Below are 22,856 nucleotides of genomic sequence, written 5' to 3' on the forward strand. Positions count from 1 at the left end.
CATCCTCTATCCTGAGCGTTATTACCACTGGGTCCTGGAAGACAAACATGAAACGGACAAAAACGATCAATCACGCGTCGTTCCGCAAGAGCTGGAATGCACGTCACCTCACCCCTGTTGCGCTGGCGGTTACCGCTGTCTTTATGCTGGCAGGCTGTGAGAAAAACGATGAAACGGTTTCGCTGTATCAAAACGCGGATGACTGCTCTGCCGCCACCGGGAAAGCGGCCGAATGTAAAACGGCCTACACCAACGCGTTGAAAGAAGCGGAACGCACCGCGCCGAAATATGCCTCACGCGAAGACTGCGTAGCGGAATTTGGTGAAGGTCAGTGCCAGCAGGCACCGGCTCAGGCAGGCACGGCACCTGAAAATCAGGCACAGGCGCAGTCCAGCGGCAGCTTCTGGATGCCGCTGATGGCAGGCTACATGATGGGCCGTCTGATGGGCGGCGGTGCGGGCTACCAGCAGCAGCCGCTGTTTAGCTCGAAAAACCCGGCCAGCCCGGCTTACGGTCAATATACCGATGCCAGCGGTAAAGGCTACGGTGCAGCGACTCCGGGCCGCACCGTAACCGTACCGAAAACCGCGATGGCGCCGAAGCCTGCGACCACCAGCACCATCACCCGCGGCGGGTTCGGTGAGTCTGTGGCGAAACAGACCAGCATGCAGCGCAGTGCATCAGGCACCTCTACTCGCTCAATGGGCGGCTGATCATGGAACGAGTCAGTATTACCGAGCGCCCGGACTGGCGCGAAAAAGCCACCGAGTACGGCTTTAACTTCCACACCATGTACGGCGAGCCGTACTGGTGTGAAGACGCTTACTACAAGCTCACCCTGGCCCAGGTTGAGAAGCTGGAAGAGGTCACGGCTGAGCTGCACCAGATGTGCCTCAAGGTGGTGGAAAAAGTCATCGACAGCGACGAGCTGATGGCCAAGTTCCGCATTCCAAAGCACACCTGGAGCTTTGTCCGCCAGTCGTGGAAAACGAATCAGCCTTCGCTTTACTCTCGCCTGGATCTGGCGTGGGACGGCGTGGGTGAACCGAAGCTTTTAGAAAACAACGCCGATACGCCAACCTCCCTCTATGAAGCGGCATTCTTCCAGTGGATCTGGCTGGAAGATCAAATGAACGCCGGAAACCTGCCGGAAGGCAGCGACCAGTTCAACAGCCTGCAGGAGAAGCTGATCGAGCGCTTTGCCGAGCTGCGCGAGCAGTTTGGCTTCAACCTGCTGCATCTCGCCTGCTGCCGCGACACGGAAGAAGATCGTGGCACGGTTCAGTATCTGCAGGATTGCGCCGCCGAAGCGGAAGTGGCGACCGAGTTCCTCTATATCGAGGATATCGGCCTGGGTGAAAAAGGTCAGTTTACGGACATGCAGGATCAGGTCATCAGCAACCTGTTCAAGCTCTACCCGTGGGAGTACATGCTGCGCGAGATGTTCTCCACCAAGCTGGAAGATGCGGGCGTGCGCTGGCTGGAACCGGCCTGGAAGAGCATTATCTCCAACAAGGCCCTGCTGCCGATGCTGTGGGAGATGTTCCCTAATCACCCGAACCTGCTGCCAGCGTACTTTGCGGAAGATGATTACCCGCAGATGGAGAAATACGTCGTTAAGCCGATCTTCTCCCGCGAAGGCGCGAACGTGTCGATCATCGAAAACGGTAAAACGCTGGAAGCGGTTGAAGGGCCTTACGGCGAGGAAGGGATGATCGTCCAGGCGTTCTATCAACTGCCGAAATTTGGCGACAGCTATACGCTAATTGGCAGCTGGCTCATTAACGATCAACCTGCCGGAATTGGCATTCGCGAAGATCGCGCGCTGATCACGCAGGATCTGTCGCGGTTCTACCCGCATATTTTTGTGGAGTAAGATCTGCCGGGTGGCGGCTTCGCCTGACCCGGCCTACGGTTTTGTAGGCCCGGTAAGCGTAGCGCCACCGGGCATATTTTCACCCTACCTGCACCGACAGCATACTCAGACTTCCCATCTCTAATCCATCGACCGGGATCGTAACCGGCTCCTCACCGTCCCATGCGCCAAGCACGTACAGCAGCGGCAGGAAATGCTCCGGCGTCGGGTTAGAGAGCGAACCGCCCTCGTGCTCCAGATAGTTCACCAGCGGATGCGCCTCAGCCGGGCCTTGCCAGGTCAGGTTCGCTTTAACGTAGTCGTTAAAAGCGGTCGCCCACGGGTATGGCGTGTTTTCGCCATGCCAGCGCGCCGTACGCAGGTTGTGCACCACGTTGCCGCTTGCCACCAGCATGATGCCTTCATCACGAAGCGTCGCCAGCTTGCGCCCCATCTCCAGATGCCAGGCAGCCGGTTTGGTGCTGTCGATGCTCAGCTGCACCATCGGGATATCCGCATCAGGATACATTTTTATCAGCACGCCCCATGAGCCATGGTCAAAGCCCCAGGCTTCTTTATCCAGCGCAACCGGAACAGGCGCCAGCAGTTCCACCAGCCTTTGTGCCAGCTCAGGCGAGCCGGGGGCCGGATAGTGCGTGTCATACAGCGCCTGCGGGAAGCCGCCAAAATCGTGAATGGTCTTTGGCGCTTCCATGGCGGTCACGCCCGTGCCGCGGGTGAACCAGTGCGCAGATACCACCACAATCGCTTTTGGACGCGGCAGCGTCTCGCCCAGATGACGCCATGCGCGAGTATAGACGTTATCTTCCAGAACGTTCATTGGGCTGCCGTGGCCTAAAAACAGGGCTGGCATACGGGATGAAGTCATGATGATATCCTTACAGAAGGTGTCAATTTAATGGTGCTACATTACGCGCAATCGGACAAAGATGAACGCTGATAAGCGTGAAGATCATCATCAGGAATTTTGAATGTAAGGAATGTGTAAAGCCGGGGTTCGCCCCTCGCTTTGCCAGAAATGAATCATTTATATTAATGATAATCATTATCATAAGGAGCAATGCATGTCAGTCCCTCTGATCCTGACCATACTGGCGGGCGCCGCGACCTTTATCGGCGCAATCCTCGGCGTGCTTGGTCAGAAGCCGTCAAACCGCGTGCTGGCCTTCTCGCTGGGCTTTGCTGCCGGGATCATGCTGCTTATCTCCCTGATGGAGATGCTCCCTGCTGCGCTGGGCACCGACGGGATGTCTCCCCTGCTGGGCTACGGCATGTTTGTCGTTGGCCTGCTGGGTTACTTTGCCCTCGACCGGATGCTACCCCACGCGCATCCCCAGGATTTAATGCAGAAAAACGTAACGCCTGTGCCGCGGAATATTAAGCGAACGGCGGTTCTGCTCACGCTGGGAATTAGCCTGCATAACTTCCCGGAAGGGGTCGCGACCTACGTGACGGCCAGCAGCAATCTGGAAATGGGCTTTGGCATCGCGCTGGCGGTGGCCTTACACAATATTCCTGAAGGACTGGCGGTCGCCGGACCGGTGTATGCCGCCACGGGCTCGAAACGTACCGCGGTATTCTGGGCAGGAATTTCCGGGATGGCTGAAATCCTCGGCGGTGTCCTGGCCTGGTTGATTCTCGGAAGCCTGGTCTCCCCTGTCGTGATGGCCGCCATTATGGCCACAGTTGCCGGGATTATGGTGGCGCTTTCCGTCGATGAATTAATGCCGCTGGCGAAAGAGATCGATCCCAATAACAACCCCAGCTATGGCGTGCTGTGCGGAATGTCAGTCATGGGCTTAAGCCTGGTGTTATTGCAATCTGCAGGTATCGGTTAGGATTAGTCTGCCTCCGTATAATACGGAGGCAGACTTTCGAAACGTTAAGATATAGATAGAAATGATACGTTATTTTGTTGCCAACAAAGCCCTTGCAAAATATATATCTCATAGAAATAGAATGATGAAACTTTATCAGTCAATTATCTGAGTTACTGCATATATTATGAATGTTAGCCGATGCTTACAATCAACATTAATTATATATTAATATAATCTTAAAATAGCTTTAAGATGCAGTAATCGCATCTCCCCTTCGTCCTCCCATATACTCCATTTGCGTTTTGAAACTTATATTCAGAGTATGAATTCGTTTGAAAAAGGATATTTTCATGTATATGGGTAAAAAAATTCTATTAGCTGTAACTATCGCTGCCGCAGTATCGGGTTCCGCCTTTGCTGCCGAGCAGGGGTCGGGAAAAATCAAATTCAAAGGCGTTGTTATTGATGCGCCTTGCAGCATTGCACCAGACAGCGTTGATAAAGAAGTCGATCTCGGTGAAGTGACCACAGCCGTGATCAATGCCAACAAGAAGTCCTCCGCTGTTCCGGTTGATATCAATCTGGAAAACTGCCAGCTTGACGATCCGGCCGACGAGACTGACACACCAGTGACCAAAGTCGATGTCACGTTTACCAGCTCAGCGACAGACGCGACCGACACCAGTCTGATGACCAATACCTATGCAAGTGGTGCACAGAACGTGGGCGTTCGTCTTCTGAATAACGCCGAAGCCAACATTACGCTGGGTGCTGCTAATGAGGTTGCTCTGCTGGCAGGTTCAACGACTCAAACGCTGCACTTCAAAGCATTAATGGAAGTGGTAACGGGTAAAACGGCGACTGCTGGCCAGGTGGAAGCTACAGCCAACTATATTCTGGCGTATAAATAACTACGCCATGTTTCAAATTAAACCGGCTGGCATTTAATGTCAGCCGGCGTTGAATGTATTTATTTGAGTAACAGGGCGATGACATATAAATTACAATGCATAATTATTATGACGTCCCTGTTTATGGTGGAACTTGCCTCCGCTACCGAATTTAACATCAATGCCATCGATAAAGATCAGCGTGGCAGCGTTGATTTATCTCTTTTTAAAGATCAAATATCGATCACACCAGGCGACTATTTTGTTACCGTTTCAATTAATGATATCCCGCTGGCAAATGGCTGGCAGCTCCGCTGGCAGGAGATAGACAAGAGCGTACAAGTCTGTATTCCACCTGAACTGGCCGATACATTTGCTCTGCAGGACAATATCCGTAGCGCATTGGCGGAAAAAGACGGGTGCGTCGACTTTGCATCAAAACCGGATATTAAATTTAATTTTGAGCAATCCAGCCAGACGCTGAAGGTCACGATACCTCAGGCCTGGTTACAGTACCGTGCCGCAGACTGGATGCCCCCTTCAACCTGGGACAACGGCGTGCCGGGCGTACTACTGGATTACAATCTTTTTGCCAGTCATTACCAGCCGAACGATGGCAGCAGCACGGATAACGTCAACACTTATGGCACTGCCGGCGCGAATATGGGCGCGTGGCGACTGCGCGGTGATTATCAGTATACTCAAACCCATACCGACGCAGGTTCAGTGAATGACGGGCGCTTTTCACGCCTCTATATGTTCCGTCCTCTCCCCTCGCTCGGAGCCAAACTCACACTGGGTGAAACGGATTTCCAGTCCGCTATTTTTGATGCCTTCACCTATACCGGAGCCTCCCTGACTAGCGATGAGCGCATGCTGCCATGGTCGCTGCGCGGCTACGCGCCACAAATTACCGGCCTCGCGCAAACTAACGCCACGGTAACGGTTAGCCTGGCTGACCGTGTCATTTACCAAAGCAACGTTCCGCCAGGGCCGTTTGTTATTCAGGATCTAAACCAGTCTGTACAGGGTACGCTGGACGTCAAAGTGACAGAAGAAGATGGGCGCGTAAGCACCTTCCAGGTTTCTGCGGAATCGGTGCCTTTTTTAACCCGCAAAGGTCAGGTTCGCTATAAGCTGGCGGCAGGAAAAGCACGCAAAGACGCCTCGCATGACGTTGAAGATAACGCGTTTATGAGCGGCGAATTCTCCTGGGGGATGCTGTCACAAACCTCCCTCTACGGCGGTACGCTCGCCGATGGCGATCGCTACCGGTCCGTTGCCGCCGGAATAGGTCAAAACATGGAGTACCTGGGCGCGCTCTCTTTTGACGTGACGCAGGCAACCAGCCAGTTGCCCAATCAGAATAGCCAGACAGGTTACAGCTACCGTTTCAACTACAGTAAGCGTTTCGATACCACCGGCAGCCAGCTTACGCTCGCCAGTTATCGCTATTCCGACCCGCAGTTTCTCAGCTACGCCCGTTTTCTGGATGATGACAATAACGATCGGCAGTCAGAAAAACAGACGCTCAGCGTGACGGCAAGCCAGTACATTTCGGCGCTATCGCTCAACCTCTATGTGAACATGCTGCGTCAAACCTGGTGGAACGATTCCTCCTCCACGACGGGCAGCGTGACCGCAGGCTATAACTTTGATATCGGTCGCTGGAAAAATCTGGGCCTCACCGTGTCGTGGAGTAAAACCCACTATGAAGACGAAGACGACGATACGCAGTTCTATCTCTCACTGAGCGTACCGCTCGATCCCGATCATCGTCTGAATTACGACCTGCGCAACAGCGACAGTCTGAGCCAGAACGTATCGTGGTATGACACATCAGACCGCAACAACACCTGGGGCGTTTCGGCAGGTACCGAAAGCGAGAAGTCAGATGCCGGCGCGCAGGTGAGCGGCAACTATCAACATTATTCTCCTTATGGCGACCTGAATCTCTCCGGGAGCGTTAAGGCTAACGAATACAATTCCCTGAGTGCCAGTTGGACCGGTTCATTCACCTCGACGGCTAAAGGCGCTGCGCTGCACCGCCGCAGCTACGGTAACGAGCCGCGCGTGATGGTCAGTACCGATGGCGTAGGCAACATCCCGCTGAACATGTCGCGGGATGAAACCAATCGCTTCGGGATTGGCGTTTTACCGTCCATCTCCAGCTATTCGCCTTCCAGCGTGCAGGTCAATATGAACAACCTGCCCGATGGCGTAGACGTTGACACCCGCGTCGTCACCTCAACCTGGACGGAAGGCGCCATCGGGTACCGTCAGATCGCGACGCGTGCAGGCAATGATATCGCAGGCATCTTACGAACTGCCTCTGGCACGCCGCCGCTGGGCGCCGTTGTTCGCCAGCTGGAAGACGATCGGCAGATTGCCATGGTCGCCGATGACGGCCACGTCTGGCTCGGCGCCGTAGAGCCACAACAACAGTTTCGCGTGACGTGGGGAGACAATCAGCAGTGTCGCTTCACGTTACCTTCACACCTTGAAAACAGTATGCAGTTGATACTGCCATGTCAGTAAGAAATCATGATGAAATTAACCTTACTCAAAAGCCTGTGCCTGATGCTGGTCGGCACAGCATTCACCACTCACGCGGCCGTAAACCTGGACCGCACGCGCATTGTCTTTCCGGAAAGCGACAAGGCCAGCAGCCTGAAGATTGAAAACCAGAGTAAAGCGCTGCCCTATCTGGCGCTCTCCTGGATTGAAGATGAGAAAGGCCGTAAAGAAGACAGGCATTTCATGGCGCTGCCTCCGATTCAACGCATTGAAGCGGGTTCCGCATCGCAGGTCAGGATCGTTAAGCAAGCGGCCACCAGTCAGTTACCGAAAGACAGAGAATCCCTGTTTTATTTCAACCTGCGCGAAGTGCCGCCGAAAAGCACCAGCGCCAGCGATGAACGCAGCGTCATGCAGGTGGCGATGCAGAGCAGGATCAAGCTGTTCTGGCGTCCTAAAGCGATTACCAAAAAACCCGGCGAGCAGGCGGAAATGCGGATGGAAGTTTCAGCCACTGCGAAAGGGCTGACCATACATAACCCGACGCCGTACTACATCACGCTGGCGTGGCTCAGTAAGAATGCCAGAACCATGCTGCCGGGCTTCGACAGCCTGATGCTTGCGCCTTTCGCGACAGCAACAACCTCTACCGGTGACTACCACGGTAACTATTACAGCATCGGTTATATCGACGATTACGGCGCGCTGAAAAAGGTCGACGTACAGTGCGCGGGAACGGCGCAGTGCTCGCTCACCGAACGGAAGATCGAAAAAAATGCGCAATCTCGCTAACGTATTGTTCATAGTGCTGCTCTCAGTGCTGCCTTTAAGAGAAGCGCTGGCGCTCGACTGCTACCTGGGCGGTTCGGGCGGCCCCGTAGAAGAAACTAAAACGATCTCGCCGTTTGCTATCCCCAGTAATGCACAGGCAGGTGAGAAAATTTGGGAATCGGATGACATCAAAATCCCGGTGACATGCAACCACAATGTCACAAGCAGCTTTCAACCGGAGGATATTTTTGGCTGGGTGAATCCTTATCCTTCAACCTCCGATCCCTATTATGAACTGGGCGTAACCTATGAAGGGATAGACTACGATGCAAAAGGCCAGCCTAACGGCGTCGATACCCGACAGTGTCTGGACAACCAAAACATCACGATTTATACCCCCGAGCAGATCCGACAAATGGGATGGGAAAATCGTATCTGTTCCGGTAACCCGGATGATATCCACACTTCACGAACCTTCATTGCTCGTCTGCGCTTATACGTAAAAATTAAAGCCATGCCGCCTCACGGCTACGTCAGCTCGCTGAGCGATTACATCGTTGTCCAGTTTGACGGAAAAGGCGGCGTGAACCAGATGTCGGATGCGAAAAACCTCAAATATCACATCAACGGGCTGCAAAATATTACCGTTCTGGACTGCGGGGCAACGTTCAGTATTTACCCTGAGAACCAGGAGATTGATTTCGGCACCTTTAGCGCACGCGATATTGTGAATCAACAGACGCGTAAACGGACCTTTTCGGTGAAGACGACGAAAGTGCAGGATGCCCAATGTTCAGATGGCTTCAAAATGGACTCGTCGTTCTATACAAATGAAGCGCTTACGGCCAACGATACCGCACTGCTGATAGGCAATGGCCTGAAGCTGAGGATCCTTAACGGAACCGAGCCCTACACCTTTAACCACTATAACGAATACGTGGATTTTACGGGCAGCACGCTTGAGCATGAGCAGCAATACACCGCAGAGCTGTCGCCGGTCGAAGGAAAAGCGATCCAGTCCGGGCCGTTCGAAACGGTGGTGCTGTTCAAAATTAACTACCACTAAAGACAAAAAAGCCGGGTTTCCCCGGCTTTTTCACATCAGCCATTTCAGCTGGCTTTGCGCTCGTGCGCCTGGCGATACTCAATCAGATCTTCAATCGTTACCACCGGCATGTTGTGCAGACGCGCGAAGGTGATGCACTCTGGTGCACGCGCCATGGTGCCGTCGTCGTTGGTCAGTTCACACAGCACGCCCGCAGGTTTGAAGCCTGCCAGCGTCACCAGGTCGATCGTCGCTTCGGTGTGACCGCCGCGGGTCAGCACGCCACCCGCCTGCGCGCGCAGTGGGAAGACGTGGCCTGGACGATGCAGATCGGATGGCTTCGCATCATCAGCAATCGCGGCACGTACGGTGGTCAGACGGTCAGCCGCAGACACACCGGTGGTCACGCCATGCGCCGCTTCAATGGTCACGGTAAATCCGGTACCAAAGGCGCTGGTGTTGTTTTCGACCATCATCGGCAGCTCGAGCTGCTTACGACGATCTTCGGTAATACACAGGCATACGATGCCGCTGCCGTGACGGATAGTCAGCGCCATCTGTTCAACGGTCATGTTTTCGGCGGCGAAAATCATGTCGCCTTCGTTTTCACGGTTTTCATCGTCAAGCACCATCACACCGCGGCCTTCGCGCAGTGCATCCAGTGCATGTTCAACACGTTGAGTTGAAGTGCCAAAAGAGGAAAGTAGCGTCTGATTCATGGTAAAAAAACCTCATTAACATTATGGTTACCAGAATCAGGGCAGTCTTAGGAGCGCCGTATAAGCGGCAAAAAGATAACGTGAGCGGGCCCATGCCCGACTGGATCGTTACTCTCTCCCATCCGGACTCTAACCGTCGGCCCCGGAATTACACCGGATCTGCTGACCTTTGAGAATTCACCCAAAGCGCTCGCGGGCTTTCAGCGTTAAGCTGATTTACCGCCGGTGGGGAATTTCGCCCCGCCCTGAGAATAAGCGAGATAACTATAACGCTATTGATTATCCTGGGCAATGCATAAGCATCAAACAATTTTGTTTACCCCGGGCATGACGCGCTACAATGGACACTAACACCTTTTCATCAAGGGAAACGACAATGATTGACCCGAAGAAAATTGAGCAAATTGCGCGTCAGGTTCACGAGTCTATGCCAAAAGGCATTCGTGAATTTGGTGATGACGTTGAGAAGAAAATCCGCCAGACGCTGCAGGCGCAGTTGGTTCGCCTTGATCTCGTCAGCCGCGAAGAGTTTGACGTGCAGACCCACGTTCTGCTGCGCACCCGCGAGAAGCTGGCACTGCTGGAACAGCGTCTGACCGAGCTGGAAAATCGCAATGCGCCGGAAGAAGTGAAGCCAGCGCCGGCCATTCCGCCGGTGGATAACCAGGAGTAAGTGCGGCCTGTTGAGCCCGGTGGCGGCTACGCCTTACCGGGCCTGAATGAACGCGTAGGTCGGGTAAGGCGCAGCCGCCACCCGACATAAAAAAACGGGCCAATAGGCCCGTTTTTTACTGACTGTCTTTCTGGATCTTCTTAATGATGTTGGTGGTGGAACACCCATCTTCAAAGTTGAGCACCATCACCTCACCGCCGTTGGCCCAGACCTCTTCGCTGCCCGCGATTTGCTCCGGCTTGTAATCGCCGCCCTTCACCAGCAGGTCCGGCAGAATACCGGCAATCAGGCGCTGCGGCGTGTCTTCTTCAAACGACACCACCCAGTCCACGGCTTCCAGCGCGCCGAGCACGATCATACGCTGCTCAAGCGGGTTCACCGGACGCGTTTCACCCTTCAGACGTTTGGTTGAGGCATCGCTGTTGACCGCCACAATCAGGCGATCGCCCAGCTTACGCGCATTCGCCAGATACGACACGTGGCCCGCGTGCAGGATGTCGAACACGCCGTTGGTCATCACCACTTTTTCACCGCGCTTGCGCGCGGCAGCAACGGCCACTTTCAGCTCCTCTTCGGTCATGACGCCAAAGCCGGTGTCCGCACGGCCGCGCACCGCGTTTTCCAGCTCGATTGGCGAAACGGTTGAGGTACCGAGTTTACCGACGACCACACCTGCCGCGGCGTTGGCGAAGTAGCACGCTTCTTCCAGGGAGTTCCCCGCCGCCAGCGTCGCCGCCAGCACGCCGATCACCGTGTCGCCGGCACCGGTCACGTCGTAGACTTCCTGCGCCTGGGTTGGCATATGCAGCGGCGCCTTGCCCGGCTGCAGCAGCGTCATCCCCTGCTCGGAGCGGGTCACCAGCAGCGCAGATAATTCGAAGTCAGCAATGATCTTCATGCCGCGCTCAACCAGCTCTTCCTCGGTTTTGCATTTGCCCGCCACCGCTTCAAACTCGGAGAGGTTTGGCGTCAGGAGGGTTGCGCCGCGATAGCGCTCAAAGTCGGTGCCCTTAGGATCGATCAGCACCGGTACGCTGGCCTTACGCGCCAGCTGGATCATCGTCTGCACGCTGGCCAGCGCGCCTTTCGCGTAGTCGGACAGCACCAGCGCGCCGATATTGCCTAACGCCTGGTTAATGCGCTCGTGCAGCGGCTCGGGATCAACGCCTTCGAACCCTTCTTCAAAGTCAAGGCGGATCAGCTGCTGGTTACGTGACAGCACGCGCAGCTTGGTGATGGTCGGGTGGGTCGGAACAGAAACGAAGTCACACTTCACGTTCACGTCCGCCAGCGACTTGCTCAGCGCGCGCGCCGCATCGTCGATACCGGTCAGGCCAACCAGACGCGAGTGCGCGCCCAGAGAGGCTATGTTCATCGCCACGTTTGCCGCGCCGCCGGGACGCTCTTCAATGGTGTCGACCTTAACCACCGGTACCGGTGCTTCCGGAGAGATGCGGCTGGTCGGCCCATACCAGTAGCGATCCAGCATCACATCCCCAACAACCATTACTCCAGCACGTTCAAACTCTGGCAGTGTTACTTTCATTCCTGACTCCAGAAAGATTCACAATTTGCGCGCGATAATATCACACTTGATTTGTTACGCACGGTTCCACCAGCCACTTCTGCCAGCTGGCCGTTACCTGAGCGCGCTCTGCGACAAAACAGTCCAGCGCCACGTGCCCCGGCTGCTCCTGTAGCGCCAGGTGATGCAGCTCGTCGCGCAGCGTGGTGTAGGCGCGGGTTAAAGCCTGCGCCTCCTGCTCGTCCATAATGTCGTTTTGCGCCAGCAGCTCCAGAATGCGCACGTTATCCGACCAGCGGGTCAGCTTCGGCTTGTCGTGCGCGTGGAGCAGCACCAGATACTGGGTAATGAACTCAATATCGGTAATCCCGCCCTCGTCGGCTTTGATATCAAAGCGATCGCGGTGTTTATTACCCAGGTGCGCGCGCATTTTCTCGCGCATCTCGCGCACTTCCGTCTGCAGCGTACTGCCCTCGCGCGGGGTGGTCATCACATCCTTACGGACGGCATCGAACTGCGTTTTGAGCTGCGGATCGCCATACACCACGCGGGCGCGCACCAGCGCCTGATGCTCCCAGGTCCAGGCTTCATTCTTCTGATAATCGGCGAAGGACTCCGTTGAGGTGACCAGCATACCCGCCGCACCGGACGGACGCAGGCGCGCATCGACTTCATACAAAATGCCCGACGAAGTGCGGGTGCTGAACAGGTGCATGATGCGCTGGGCCAGGCGCAGATAAAACTGACGCCCGTCAATCTCACGCTCGCCGTCGGTCATCACGTCAACCGGGCAGTCGTGCAGGAAAATTAAATCCAGATCGGAACTGTATCCCAGCTCCCAGCCGCCGAGCTTGCCATAACCGACCACGGCAAAGCCTCGCCCCTCCCGGTCAGCAAGGTGCTTCGGCTGGCCGTAGCGGGACACCATCTGCACCCATGCCTGCTGCACGACCGCGTCGATGATCGCTTCCGCGAGCCATGTTAAGTGATCGCTCACTTTCATTACCGGCAGCGTTCCGGCGATATCCGCCGCCGCCACGCGCAGCATCTGGGCCTGCTTAAACTGTCGCAGCGCCTCCAGCTGCTGCTCTTCGTCCTCTTCCGGCACGCGCAGCAGATACTGACGCAGCTCGTCACGGTAGGCATCCGTCGCCGTGGGTTGATACAGGGTGTTCGGGTCGAGCAGCTCATCCAGCAGCAGCGGATAACGCGCCAGCTTGTTGGCCACCATCGGGGAGGCGGCGCAGAGCGTAATCAGGTGCTTGAGTGCCCCCGGAAACTCGCTCAAAAGTTCAAGGTACGTGGTGCGCGTGATGATCCCGCTCAGCAGCGGCATCATGCGCGACAGCGGCACCGGCGCATCCGCCCGCGAGCAGACCTCGCTCAGCAGGTGCGGCATCAGGTGATCCAGCACCTGACGGCCGCGCGGGCCAATGGCGCGCTTGTTCAGCTCAAGACGGAAATCGGCAATCAGCGCCACCACGCGATGGCGCGCGTCGTCGGTTAAATGCGTCAGCACCGGCGTGGTGTCATCTTCCTGGAGCGCGTCCTGCCACAGCTCGCGCCAGTGCTCGGAAAGGGCATCGTCCTGCGATTCGCTTTCGTCATCACCGATTAGCTCGTTGAAGATGCGGCGCACGCCTGCCATATGGGCATCGAGCCGTTCGGTCAGCGTTGACCAGTCATCCACGCGCATCCCCCAGGCCAGACGCGCCCGGTTAAGGTCATCCCCCGGCAGGGTCTGGGTCTGTTCGTCGTTGATGCTTTGCAGCAGGTTTTCCAGACGGCGCAGGAAAAGATAGGCCTCGCGCAGGGTTTGCGCGTCGCCGTCCGGCAGCAGGTGAAGCTGCTCAATGGCGCTCAGCGTCGGCAGCAGCGAGCGGGACTGTAGCGACGGCTCGCGCCCGCCGCGAATCAGCTGGAAGACCTGGACGATAAATTCGATTTCGCGAATGCCGCCCGCGCCGAGCTTGATGTTGTCCTTCAGACCGCGACGGCGCACCTCACGGGCGATCATCCCTTTCATATTACGCAGGGACTGGATGACGCTGAAGTCGATGTAGCGACGGAACACGAACGGGCGCAGCATGGCGCGCAGCTCGTTGGCGTAGGCGTCATCGCTGTCGCCCATGATCCGCGCTTTGACCATCGCATAACGCTCCCAGTCGCGCCCCTGCTCCTGGTAGTAATCCTCCAGCGCGGCAAAGCTCAGCACCAGCGGCCCGCTATCGCCGAACGGACGCAGGCGCATGTCCACGCGGTAGACAAAACCGTCCTGCGTGGGCTGGTCCAGCGCCTTAATCAGACGCTGGCCGAGGCGGGTAAAGAACTGGGCGTTGTCCAGCTCGCGACGGCCGCCGCGCGTGGAGCCGTTCTCAGGCCAGGCGAAAATCAGGTCGATATCGGAGGAGAAGTTCAGCTCGCAGCCGCCCAGCTTGCCCATCCCCAGGATCAACAGCGGCTGAGGAACCCCTTCCTCGCTGCACGGCGTGCCCCACTCTTTACAGCAGGCGGCGTAGAGCCAGTCGCGCGCGGCGACAATCAACGTCTGCGCCAGCTCGCTTAACTGCTGCAACGTACTCTCTTCACTCACCAGTTCCAGCGCCTGCGCCCAGGCAATGCGCACCATCACACGACGGCGGAACTGACGCAGGACGCGCATCAGCGTCGCCTCATCCGCGACGTCTTCAAGCGCGGCCTGCAGCCAGCCGGCATAGTGCCGCCACTCGTCCGCCTGCGGCGGTGCGTTCTCAAGCTCCGCCAGCCAGTCCGGGTAGACGGCAATGCTTTCCTGCACAAAATCACTGAAGACGAGCACGCTTTTCGCCTGCTCGCTTAACGATGACGCCGGTAATGACTCAGGCAGACGTTCGCAAACGGTCTGCCACTGCTGCTGTAACGGTGAAGAAAGCGGCATTCTAAGGGTTCCTTGCCAGAGTTAACGTTTTCCGCTGTGCAGCCAGTACGGCTCCTGCGAAATGGCCTCGTTACGGAAATGCTCTATCTCAATATGCTGACGGGTTTCGATGGCATGCTTCAGCCCCTGCCAGTTTTCCAGCCACGCCTGCGCCTGTGGCCCGTCGTAGGCACCGGAAAGGAGCAGCATGCTGTCGATGTTGCGCGAAAGACGGGGAAGCTGATCGCCATACTTATCGCCGAGCGGATACGCAAAGGTGCTCTTCAGTTCGGCCGCATGACGGGAAAGATGAATATCTGCGAAACGCTTAAAGTTTTCCGCGATTTTGGCCTCGGCTTTCGCATCCAGGAAGGCGCGCCAGCCGCGCGTCACCAGAAACTCGGTCAGCGCCAGTTTTGCCGAAGCGGCTTGCGGACTGTAGATCGCCGTTTGCGCAGATACGTCCGAGAGCATCAGCGTTTCGGTTTGCGTCAGCAGATCACGTAAGTGAGCGCTCGCTTTGCGAGGAACAATACCGCCGAAGAGCGTCAGGGTATGGCGCACCAGGGCAATGGCCGCCAGCACGTGGGATTTGGCGTTTTTCACATTTCGTACCCACAGCTCTTCATGGTACTGCCACTGAGAAAGCGCCAGCTCCAGCGCGGCTTCCAGCCCCTGCTCAACGCTGGCTTTCGGCGCAACGCGCAAAATGGTCGTCTCTTTCAGCACGCGCGGCGCATTTCCGGCGGCCAGATGGTAACCCCGCGCGGCTTTGCTCAGGCTCCCCTGGCGCAATCCGGACTGGTTCACCAGCCTGCGCGCCAGCTTCAGCACGTCATTTGCGTCCCCTTCCAGCAGCTCAAGCTCCAGTTCGCAGATCGGCTCCTGGTACTCACCCGCCTTCACCTCACCCAGATCGAGGGCGATTTCGATGCGGCTTTTACCTTCCGTCACCAGCCATTTCTCGCGCCAGAAATCGGTGCTGAACAGCGGCTGCACCTGCTCCGCCAGCGTGGCAGGCAGCTCGCCTTCCGGCCAGACGTCCGCCGGAAAACGTTCCAGCTCAAGTTCTGGCTGACTGATGTCGATATTGTATTCCGGACGCTGATGTAACCCGCCGACCACGCGGCCGGCAATTTTCATCGTCATCTCGTAGCGCCCACTCGCGCCACGGATGCGCAGCCCCATATCGTGGCGGCGTAGCCAGTTATCCGGCGTTTCGTAATAGATATTAAGCAGTTGTACCGGTGCATGGTGTTCGCCGGAGAGCGTATGCAGATGCTGGCGGAGTGCGTCAACGCTGTCTTTTTCGACGATAAATTTTAATTCGATTTCCTGAGCCATAGCCTTGTACTTTTGCGGGCGTCACAGACGCGTCAATGAGGGCGAACTTCCTCGCCATTTGTTTGTCAGTACATAGTATTTTGCGCCAAATTGCCATGCAATGAGCAATTTGACGGGCGTAAATGTGTAGAGTCGTGACACAGATGATTCTGATTGCTGATGAATGCTTTGCGTAGAGACACTGTTGCCACTACTATCGTTCCACTATTTATGAAAATAACGACTAATGATGCTTAAATTACGCCTGATTGGACTTACTTTACTCGCTTTTAGCGCCGCAACCGCAGTGCACGCTGAAGAGAAGCGTTACGTTTCTGACGAACTGAACACCTGGGTACGCAGTGGCCCCGGAGATAATTATCGCCTCGTGGGCACGGTAAATGCCGGCGAGGAAGTCACCCTGTTACAGACCAACGCGGACACCAACTACGGTCAGGTTCGCGACAGTTCTGGCCGCACGTCCTGGATCCCGCTGAAAGAGCTGAGCACCGTGCCAAGCCTGCGCACCCGCGTACCGGATCTGGAAAATCAGGTGAAAACCCTGACCGACAAGCTGAACAATATCGACGGAACCTGGAACCAGCGTACCGCCGAGATGCAGCAGAAAGTGGCGCAGAGCGACGGGGTGATTAACGGCCTGAAAGAAGAGAACCAGAAGCTGAAAAACGAGCTGATTGTCGCGCAGAAGAAAGTGAATGCCGCCAACCTGCAGCTCGATGACAAACAGCGCACCATCATCATGCAGTGGTTTATGTATGGCGGCGGCGTGCTGGGCGTCGGCCTGGTGCTGGGTCTGGTTCTGCCGCACCTGATCCCAAGCCGTAAACGTAAAGATCGCTGGATGAACTAATTCGTCTTCTCTGCCAGACTTACGTATCATTCTGGAAAAGAGAAAACGGGAGTGTCAGGCGTGAAGAGTTATCTGGTCGGTGGTGCGGTACGTGATGCGTTGTTAGGTCTGCCGGTCAAAGATAAAGACTGGGTGGTGGTGGGCGCCACCCCGGAAGAGATGCTCGACGCGGGCTACCAGCAGGTAGGCCGCGATTTTCCCGTCTTTTTACACCCGAAAAGCCGCGAAGAGTACGCCCTGGCGCGTACCGAGCGGAAATCAGGTTCGGGCTACACTGGCTTTACCTGCTACGCCGCGCCGGACGTCACGCTGGAGGACGATCTCCTGCGTCGCGATCTGACCATTAACGCGCTGGCGCAGGACGAGCACGGCCAGATTATTGACGCTTATGGCGGCCAGGACGATCTGCGCAACCGTCTCTTACGTCACGTCTCCCCGGCGTTTTCTGAAGATCCGCTCCGCGTGCTGCGCGTGGCGCGTTTTGCCGCGCGTTACGCCCATCTCAGCTTCCGCATTGCCGATGAGACCATGGCGCTGATGACCGCCATGACCGAGGCGGGCGAGCTTGAACACCTGACGCCAGAGCGCGTCTGGAAAGAGACCGAGAATGCGCTCACCACGCGTAACCCGCAGGTCTTTTTCCAGGTTCTGCGCGACTGCGGCGCGCTGAAGGTGCTGTTCCCGGAAATAGACGCGCTGTTTGGCGTACCGGCTCCGGCGAAATGGCATCCGGAGATTGACACCGGCGTGCACACGCTGATGACCCTGAGCATGGCGGCCATGCTCAGCCCTGACGTGGACGTGCGCTTTTCCACCCTGTGCCACGATCTCGGCAAAGGCTTAACGCCAAAAGAGCTCTGGCCTCGGCACCACGGGCACGGTCCGGCAGGGGTGAAGCTGGTCGAAGGGCTGTGCCAGCGCCTGCGCGTGCCGAACGAAATCCGCGATCTGGCGAAACTGGTGGCCGAATTCCACGACCTGATCCATACCTTCCCGATCCTGAAACCGGCCACCATCGTTAAGCTGTTCGATAACATCGACGCCTGGCGCAAACCCCAGCGCGTGGAGCAGATCGCGCTCACCAGCGAGGCTGACGTGCGCGGGCGTACCGGATTTGAAGCCTGTGACTACCCGCAGGGACGTTTACTGCGTAAAGCCTGGGAGGTAGCCAAAGCGGTGCCGACGAAGGACGTTGTCGAGGCGGGATTCAAAGGCCCGGACATTCGCGAAGAACTGACGAAACGGCGGATTCAGGCGGTATCAGAGTGGAAGGAAAAGCATTGCCCTCAGCCAAAAGACTGAGGGCAGTCGGTCAGAAGAAGACCACGTAAACCGCAGCGGCAACGATAAAGCGGTAGATCGCGAACGGAATGAACGAGATACGCTTAATCAGCTGCAGGAAGGTTTTGATGGCAATCAGCGCCACGATAAACGCGGTGATGAAGCCGACGGCGAACATCGGAATGTCGCCCGTGGTGAGGAAACCGATGCTTTTATAGAGGTCAAGCGCGGTGGCCCCCATCATCATCGGCACCGCCAGCAGGAACGAGAACTCTGACGCGGCGTAACGGCTTACGCCCATCAGCATCCCACCGGAGATGGTTGCGCCTGAACGGGAAAAGCCCGGCCACAGCGCCAGACACTGGAAGCAGCCAATGATAAACGCCTGACGATACGTCATATCGTCCAGCCCTTCCGCGCGCGGCGTTTTTGGCTTCAGCACTTCCGCGGCGATCAGCAGGAAGCCGCCCACCACCAGCGCGTACATCACGTTAATCGGGTTAAACAGCGATTTGATGGCGTCGTGGAAAACCAGGCCCAGCACCACCGCCGGGATCATCCCGAGCAGAATATGGATCAGCGACAGGCGGCCTTTACTCATCCCTTCGTGCTGCGACGGACGGCCAAAATGGATACCGATCAGGCCAAACAGACGGCGCCAGAACATCACCACCACCGCAAGAATCGAACCCAGCTGGATAACCACTTCGAACGTTTTTGCAGTATCGCCTTCAAAGCCCAGCAGATGACCAACAATGATCATATGGCCGGTACTGGAAACCGGTAAAAACTCCGTCAATCCTTCGACCACACCCAGTATTGCCGCCACCAGCAGCGAGTGCATATCGCTCATCTATAAACCCCTAAAAAAATATAAAAAAAACGGTCGCCCCAACGGCTACCGTGAAAGATACAGCTATAAGACAGATATAACCTAAAAGGGTTTAGCTATTATGACGTTAAATCCTGCCTTTCAGATTTGTGCCACGCTCGATAATGACGCCCACGTTGGCCGCGCGCGCCACCGCGCCCGGTTTGCTCAGCTTGATGCGCACCCACGGTGAGTTGAATTTTTTCAGCAGCAATTCTGCGACTTCTTCCGCCACCCGTTCGACCAGCGCAAAACGTTGCCCTTCCACGTGGCCGATGACCGTTTCACTGATGTCGGCGTAGCTGAGACAGTCGTTCACGTCATCGCTTTTTGCCGACTTGCGGTTATCCCAGCCCATTTCGATATCGAACACCAGCTTCTGCTCGATGGTCTGTTCCCAGTCGTAAACACCAATAGTGGTGATTACCGAAAGTTGCTCTATAAATACAATATCCATCACGACCTGCCTGCTTTTTGGCTAAACCGGATACCACTTCCGGCGAATTATGCGTATTATCCACAGATGCTGAGAATACAGATACATTTTCAAAACGGAACAGCGTTATGAGTGCAATCGCGCCTGGAATGATCCTCCTCGCCTATCTTTGCGGCTCAATCTCCAGCGCCATTCTGGTCTGCCGCATCGCCGGGTTACCTGACCCGCGTGAAAGTGGTTCCGGGAATCCGGGAGCGACCAACGTACTACGAATTGGCGGCAAGGGAGCAGCCGTAGCGGTTTTGATTTTTGATGTTCTGAAAGGGATGCTACCCGTCTGGGGCGCGTATGCGCTGGGCGTCACGCCGTTCTGGCTGGGCCTCATTGCCATTGCTGCCTGTGTCGGCCACATCTGGCCCGTATTCTTCGGTTTTAAAGGTGGTAAAGGTGTGGCGACCGCCTTTGGTGCCATTGCGCCTATCGGCTGGGATTTAACCGGCGTGATGGCTGGCACCTGGCTGCTCACCATTCTGCTGAGCGGCTATTCGTCGCTGGGCGCGATCGTCAGCGCGCTGATCGCCCCGTTCTACGTCTGGTGGTTCAAACCTCAGTTCACCTTCCCGGTATCGATGCTCTCCTGCCTTATCCTGCTGCGTCATCACGACAATATTCAGCGCCTGTGGCGTCGTCAGGAGACCAAAATCTGGACGAAGCTCAAGAGGAAGAAAAAAGACGTCCCGTAAGGTTAGTTATGCCTTATAGCCAAATGTGATTTTGGTCACCTTCTGCCTGTGGTAACTGTTAATGACACAACACAACCACATAAGAAGAAAATGGCAGAAATCACAGAAACAACTCCCCTTTCAACGGCAGGAAAACGTTCCGATGGCGACATCCAGTGGGTGCGCAGCGCATCGGATGTTTCACGCCTCGTTAATGATGGTTCTCAGGGCCGGGCCAATGCTCGCATCGTGATCGGTATCGCGCTGGGCGGGATTTTCCTCGATGCCTACGATCTGGGCGCGCTGGCCTTCGGCATAAAAGATATCACCCGCGAATTTGACCTGACGCCCGCCGGTACCGGCATGGTGGCGTCCGCCATTACGTTTGGCGCGATTGTCGGGGCGCTGCTCGGCGGTTATCTCACGGATAAAATCGGGCGCTATCGCGTCTTTATGGCCGACATGCTCTTCTTCGTGGTGGCCGCCATCGCCTGTGCGCTGGCCCCGAACGAATATGTGCTGGCGGGTGCCCGCTTTGTCATGGGGCTTGGCGTCGGGATCGACCTTCCCGTGGCGATGGCATTTTTAAGCGAGTTCGCCAGGCTAAAAGGCCCCGGCAATAAGGCCTCCAGCGTCGCCATGTGGTGCCCCACCTGGTATGCCGCCATCAGTATCTCCTACCTGCTGGTGCTCTTCTTCTACGCCGTGCTGCCGGAAAGCCACAGCGACTGGCTGTGGCGCCTGATCCTTGGCTTCGGCGCGGTACCCGCGCTGGTGATTATCGCCATCCGCAGCCGCTATATGAGCGAATCGCCGGTCTGGGCGGCAAATCAGGGCAACCTGAAGGAGGCGGCGTCTATTTTGCGTCAATCGTATAACATCAATGCCCACGTGCCGCAGGATGCGCTCAGCCAGCCAGCTCCCGTCGTGAATAAAGCGAAATGGTCCAACTATCTGAACCTGTTCCGCGGCGTCTACTTACGCCGCACGACGCTCGCCACGCTGCTGTCCGTCGTCTCTTCGTTCGCCTATAACGCGGTGGCGTTTGGTCTGCCGGTGATCATCTCCAGCTTCTTCGTCCAGTCGATGCTGACCACCATCCTGATTTCTCTGGTGCTTAACCTGCTGTTTGCCTTCGTCGGCGGACTGCTGGCGGTACGCTACGTGCCGCGCTTCGGCGCCTGGCGGATGTCGCTGGCGGGTTACGCCTGCCAGCTGGTCGCGCTGCTGGGCCTGGGGCTAATTGGTCGTCCGGAAGGCGCCACCGAAGGCGTGCTTGCCGTGGCGATGCTGGCGCTCTTCCTGTTCGGCCAGGGCTTCGGCCCGGGCGCGCATACCATGACGTTTGCCTCGCTGAGCTACCCGACCTCGCTGCGCGGCGTCGGCGTTGGCCTTAACCAGACGCTGATGCGCAGCAGCTCGACGCTGTCGCTGTTCCTGTTCCCGCTGCTGGTCGCCTCGCTTGACACTGCCGTGTTTTGGGTGATTGCGCTGGCGCCGTTTATCGGCCTGGCCTCGCTGCTGGCGATCCGCTGGGAGCCGTCGGGGTATGATGTGGATGCGGAGGATTACCGCTAGCCTTTCCTGCCGGGTGGCGCTGCGCTTACCCGGCCTACATTGCGCATTCTCTTGTAGGCCCGTGCAAGCGTAGCGCCGCCGGGCGATTATCAAAAGTTTGAAACCGGCTCATATGAGCCGTTTTTTTATCCATAAGCGACTCATATGACAGCCTTCAATTCTGCCAGGGCATACTGAAACGACCCCGATGATGCGCAGATGGATGCAGCATGTTAGCAGCTCAGGTCACTGATAATTCGTACAAAGGCTGGCAGGCGTCGCTTGCCCTGCAGTTTTGTCACACCCCTGAGAAAACCCTCCTGCACTCCGCTCATCACGTCGGGCCGCTTACCGTTCAGCGTCCATTTTATCCCGAAGGCGAGACCTGCCACCTCTATCTTCTGCACCCGCCGGGTGGGGTTGTGGGCGGGGATAGGCTGGATATTACCGTGCGTCTGGACGCCAAAAGCCATGCGCTTATCACCATGCCCGGCGCCAGCAAGTTCTATCGCAGCAGCGGCCCGCAGGCTCGCCTGCATCAGCACTTTTATCTCGATGAGGGATCCACGCTGGAGTGGCTGCCGCAGGACACCATTATCTTCCCCGGGGCGAATGCCGCGCTGCGCTCCGTCTTCCACCTGAAGGCCTCCAGCACGCTGCTGGCGTGGGAGCTGTACTGTCTGGGACGACCGGTGATCGGTGAGACCTTCAGCCACGGCACGCTGGAGAGCCGCCTTGAGGTGTGGGTGGATGACGAACCGCGCCTGATAGAGCGCCAGCACCTCGGCGACGGCGATCTCACGCCCGTTGCCGGACACCCGTGGATCGGCACACTGCTGTTCTATCCGGCCAATGAAGAACATCTCGACACGGTGCGCGCGCTGCTCGCGCCTCTGGGCCATTTTGCGGGGGCAACGCTCACCGACGAGCTGCTGTCGGTGCGTTTTCTCTCCCACGATAACCTGATTTGCCAGCGGGTGATGCGCGATATCTGGCAGTCGCTTCGCCCGCTTCTCACCACCAAAACCGCCTGTTCGCCGCGCATCTGGCAGACATAAGAGAA

The 22,856-nt window shown here is 56.8% G+C and carries 20 protein-coding genes and 1 riboswitch; of the genes, 13 read left to right on the plus strand and 7 right to left on the minus strand.

The window, feature by feature from the left end:
* The first annotated feature begins 47 nt into the window (after positions 1-47).
* The gene (locus N6P30_RS03665) at positions 48-713 is read left to right on the plus strand and encodes a DUF1190 family protein (protein ID WP_008502972.1); all 666 of its coding nucleotides are present in this window, start codon (positions 48-50) and stop codon (positions 711-713) included.
* Positions 714-715: 2 nt separating this feature from the next.
* A complete protein-coding gene (locus N6P30_RS03670; RefSeq protein WP_021242309.1) occupies positions 716-1,876 on the plus strand; it encodes a glutathionylspermidine synthase family protein in 1,161 nt (386 codons plus the stop codon).
* 79 nt (positions 1,877-1,955) lie between these two features.
* On the opposite strand, the gene ygiD is transcribed toward N6P30_RS03670, so the two are convergent.
* Positions 1,956-2,744, minus strand: a complete 789-nt coding sequence (gene ygiD, locus N6P30_RS03675) for a 4,5-DOPA dioxygenase extradiol (RefSeq protein ID WP_023294571.1) — start codon at positions 2,742-2,744, stop codon at positions 1,956-1,958.
* Between the two features lie 196 nt (positions 2,745-2,940).
* On the opposite strand from ygiD, the gene zupT reads away from it, so the two are divergent.
* The 5 genes from zupT (at position 2,941) to N6P30_RS03700 (ending at position 8,940) form a co-directional block, all read left to right on the plus strand.
* On the plus strand, positions 2,941-3,714 hold the full coding sequence (gene zupT, locus N6P30_RS03680; RefSeq protein ID WP_008502969.1) for a zinc transporter ZupT: 774 nt from the start codon (positions 2,941-2,943) through the stop codon (positions 3,712-3,714).
* A gap of 332 nt (positions 3,715-4,046) precedes the next feature.
* Positions 4,047-4,607: a fimbrial protein gene (locus tag N6P30_RS03685; RefSeq protein WP_021242311.1), complete on the plus strand. Its 561-nt coding sequence runs from the start codon at positions 4,047-4,049 to the stop codon at positions 4,605-4,607.
* Between the two features lie 78 nt (positions 4,608-4,685).
* Complete coding sequence (locus N6P30_RS03690) at positions 4,686-7,124, plus strand: fimbria/pilus outer membrane usher protein (protein WP_023294572.1); 2,439 nt, start codon at positions 4,686-4,688, stop codon at positions 7,122-7,124.
* Between the two features lie 9 nt (positions 7,125-7,133).
* Positions 7,134-7,895 (plus strand): molecular chaperone, encoded by a 762-nt coding sequence (locus tag N6P30_RS03695; protein ID WP_032676967.1) that lies wholly within the window; start codon positions 7,134-7,136, stop codon positions 7,893-7,895.
* Entirely contained in the window at positions 7,879-8,940 is a 1,062-nt protein-coding gene (locus tag N6P30_RS03700) for a type 1 fimbrial protein (RefSeq protein WP_021242314.1), read from the plus strand. Before N6P30_RS03695 ends, N6P30_RS03700 begins: the two co-directional genes overlap by 17 nt.
* A 44-nt stretch (positions 8,941-8,984) precedes the next feature.
* Here the strand turns inward: N6P30_RS03700 and ribB are convergent, their stop codons facing one another.
* A complete protein-coding gene (ribB, locus tag N6P30_RS03705; RefSeq protein ID WP_008502964.1) occupies positions 8,985-9,638 on the minus strand; it encodes a 3,4-dihydroxy-2-butanone-4-phosphate synthase in 654 nt (217 codons plus the stop codon).
* Between the two features lie 106 nt (positions 9,639-9,744).
* Positions 9,745-9,895: riboswitch (FMN riboswitch) on the minus strand.
* 119 nt (positions 9,896-10,014) lie between these two features.
* Here ribB and ubiK point away from each other — a divergent pair.
* Positions 10,015-10,311 carry a ubiquinone biosynthesis accessory factor UbiK gene (gene ubiK / locus N6P30_RS03710; protein ID WP_023294574.1) on the plus strand — a complete coding sequence of 99 codons (297 nt, stop codon included), beginning with the start codon at positions 10,015-10,017 and terminating at the stop codon, positions 10,309-10,311.
* A 115-nt stretch (positions 10,312-10,426) separates the two neighbouring features.
* Here the strand turns inward: ubiK and hldE are convergent, their stop codons facing one another.
* The 3 genes from hldE to N6P30_RS03725 are packed head-to-tail and all read right to left on the minus strand — an operon-like array spanning position 10,427 to position 16,076.
* Entirely contained in the window at positions 10,427-11,857 is a 1,431-nt protein-coding gene (gene hldE, locus N6P30_RS03715; protein ID WP_008502962.1) for a bifunctional D-glycero-beta-D-manno-heptose-7-phosphate kinase/D-glycero-beta-D-manno-heptose 1-phosphate adenylyltransferase HldE, read from the minus strand.
* A 40-nt stretch (positions 11,858-11,897) separates the two neighbouring features.
* A complete protein-coding gene (gene glnE, locus N6P30_RS03720; protein ID WP_023294575.1) occupies positions 11,898-14,753 on the minus strand; it encodes a bifunctional [glutamate--ammonia ligase]-adenylyl-L-tyrosine phosphorylase/[glutamate--ammonia-ligase] adenylyltransferase in 2,856 nt (951 codons plus the stop codon).
* 21 nt (positions 14,754-14,774) lie between these two features.
* Entirely contained in the window at positions 14,775-16,076 is a 1,302-nt protein-coding gene (locus tag N6P30_RS03725) for an inorganic triphosphatase (protein WP_023294576.1), read from the minus strand.
* 229 nt (positions 16,077-16,305) lie between these two features.
* Between N6P30_RS03725 and N6P30_RS03730 the strand changes: the two genes are divergently transcribed.
* Together N6P30_RS03730 and N6P30_RS03735 are read left to right on the plus strand one after the other, a co-directional pair.
* Positions 16,306-16,926, plus strand: coding sequence for a TIGR04211 family SH3 domain-containing protein (locus tag N6P30_RS03730; protein WP_025912514.1), 621 nt, complete (start codon positions 16,306-16,308; stop codon positions 16,924-16,926).
* 60 nt (positions 16,927-16,986) lie between these two features.
* On the plus strand, positions 16,987-18,228 hold the full coding sequence (locus N6P30_RS03735; RefSeq protein ID WP_008502958.1) for a multifunctional CCA addition/repair protein: 1,242 nt from the start codon (positions 16,987-16,989) through the stop codon (positions 18,226-18,228).
* 10 nt (positions 18,229-18,238) lie between these two features.
* Here N6P30_RS03735 and bacA read toward each other — a convergent pair whose 3' ends face one another.
* Both bacA and folB read right to left on the minus strand, forming a co-directional pair.
* Positions 18,239-19,060 (minus strand): undecaprenyl-diphosphate phosphatase, encoded by an 822-nt coding sequence (gene bacA / locus N6P30_RS03740; protein WP_023294577.1) that lies wholly within the window; start codon positions 19,058-19,060, stop codon positions 18,239-18,241.
* Between the two features lie 106 nt (positions 19,061-19,166).
* Positions 19,167-19,535 carry a bifunctional dihydroneopterin aldolase/7,8-dihydroneopterin epimerase gene (gene folB / locus N6P30_RS03745; protein WP_021242319.1) on the minus strand — a complete coding sequence of 123 codons (369 nt, stop codon included), beginning with the start codon at positions 19,533-19,535 and terminating at the stop codon, positions 19,167-19,169.
* A gap of 107 nt (positions 19,536-19,642) precedes the next feature.
* On the opposite strand from folB, the gene plsY reads away from it, so the two are divergent.
* The 3 genes from plsY to N6P30_RS03760 all read left to right on the plus strand — a co-directional run bounded on the left by plsY (position 19,643) and on the right by N6P30_RS03760 (position 22,851).
* Positions 19,643-20,257: a glycerol-3-phosphate 1-O-acyltransferase PlsY gene (gene plsY, locus N6P30_RS03750; RefSeq protein ID WP_023294578.1), complete on the plus strand. Its 615-nt coding sequence runs from the start codon at positions 19,643-19,645 to the stop codon at positions 20,255-20,257.
* 90 nt (positions 20,258-20,347) lie between these two features.
* Positions 20,348-21,814 (plus strand): MFS transporter, encoded by a 1,467-nt coding sequence (locus tag N6P30_RS03755; protein WP_023294579.1) that lies wholly within the window; start codon positions 20,348-20,350, stop codon positions 21,812-21,814.
* Positions 21,815-22,023: 209 nt separating this feature from the next.
* Positions 22,024-22,851, plus strand: a complete 828-nt coding sequence (locus tag N6P30_RS03760; RefSeq protein WP_023294580.1) for an urease accessory protein UreD — start codon at positions 22,024-22,026, stop codon at positions 22,849-22,851.
* The last annotated feature ends 5 nt before the right edge of the window (positions 22,852-22,856 follow it).

It is taken from the genome of Enterobacter sp. PL1, assembly GCF_945957325.1.
Taxonomy (GTDB): Bacteria; Pseudomonadota; Gammaproteobacteria; order Enterobacterales; family Enterobacteriaceae; genus Enterobacter; species Enterobacter roggenkampii.

Coding starts and splice junctions, on each gene's coding strand:
- N6P30_RS03665 (WP_008502972.1), top strand. CDS start 48: ATGAAACGGACAAAAACGATCAATCACGCGTCGTTCCGCAAGAGCTGG.
- N6P30_RS03670 (WP_021242309.1), top strand. CDS start 716: ATGGAACGAGTCAGTATTACCGAGCGCCCGGACTGGCGCGAAAAAGCC.
- ygiD (WP_023294571.1), bottom strand. CDS start 2,744: ATGACTTCATCCCGTATGCCAGCCCTGTTTTTAGGCCACGGCAGCCCA.
- zupT (WP_008502969.1), top strand. CDS start 2,941: ATGTCAGTCCCTCTGATCCTGACCATACTGGCGGGCGCCGCGACCTTT.
- N6P30_RS03685 (WP_021242311.1), top strand. CDS start 4,047: ATGTATATGGGTAAAAAAATTCTATTAGCTGTAACTATCGCTGCCGCA.
- N6P30_RS03690 (WP_023294572.1), top strand. CDS start 4,686: ATGACATATAAATTACAATGCATAATTATTATGACGTCCCTGTTTATG.
- N6P30_RS03695 (WP_032676967.1), top strand. CDS start 7,134: ATGAAATTAACCTTACTCAAAAGCCTGTGCCTGATGCTGGTCGGCACA.
- N6P30_RS03700 (WP_021242314.1), top strand. CDS start 7,879: ATGCGCAATCTCGCTAACGTATTGTTCATAGTGCTGCTCTCAGTGCTG.
- ribB (WP_008502964.1), bottom strand. CDS start 9,638: ATGAATCAGACGCTACTTTCCTCTTTTGGCACTTCAACTCAACGTGTT.
- ubiK (WP_023294574.1), top strand. CDS start 10,015: ATGATTGACCCGAAGAAAATTGAGCAAATTGCGCGTCAGGTTCACGAG.
- hldE (WP_008502962.1), bottom strand. CDS start 11,857: ATGAAAGTAACACTGCCAGAGTTTGAACGTGCTGGAGTAATGGTTGTT.
- glnE (WP_023294575.1), bottom strand. CDS start 14,753: ATGCCGCTTTCTTCACCGTTACAGCAGCAGTGGCAGACCGTTTGCGAA.
- N6P30_RS03725 (WP_023294576.1), bottom strand. CDS start 16,076: ATGGCTCAGGAAATCGAATTAAAATTTATCGTCGAAAAAGACAGCGTT.
- N6P30_RS03730 (WP_025912514.1), top strand. CDS start 16,306: ATGCTTAAATTACGCCTGATTGGACTTACTTTACTCGCTTTTAGCGCC.
- bacA (WP_023294577.1), bottom strand. CDS start 19,060: ATGAGCGATATGCACTCGCTGCTGGTGGCGGCAATACTGGGTGTGGTC.
- folB (WP_021242319.1), bottom strand. CDS start 19,535: ATGGATATTGTATTTATAGAGCAACTTTCGGTAATCACCACTATTGGT.
- plsY (WP_023294578.1), top strand. CDS start 19,643: ATGAGTGCAATCGCGCCTGGAATGATCCTCCTCGCCTATCTTTGCGGC.
- N6P30_RS03755 (WP_023294579.1), top strand. CDS start 20,348: ATGGCAGAAATCACAGAAACAACTCCCCTTTCAACGGCAGGAAAACGT.
- N6P30_RS03760 (WP_023294580.1), top strand. CDS start 22,024: ATGTTAGCAGCTCAGGTCACTGATAATTCGTACAAAGGCTGGCAGGCG.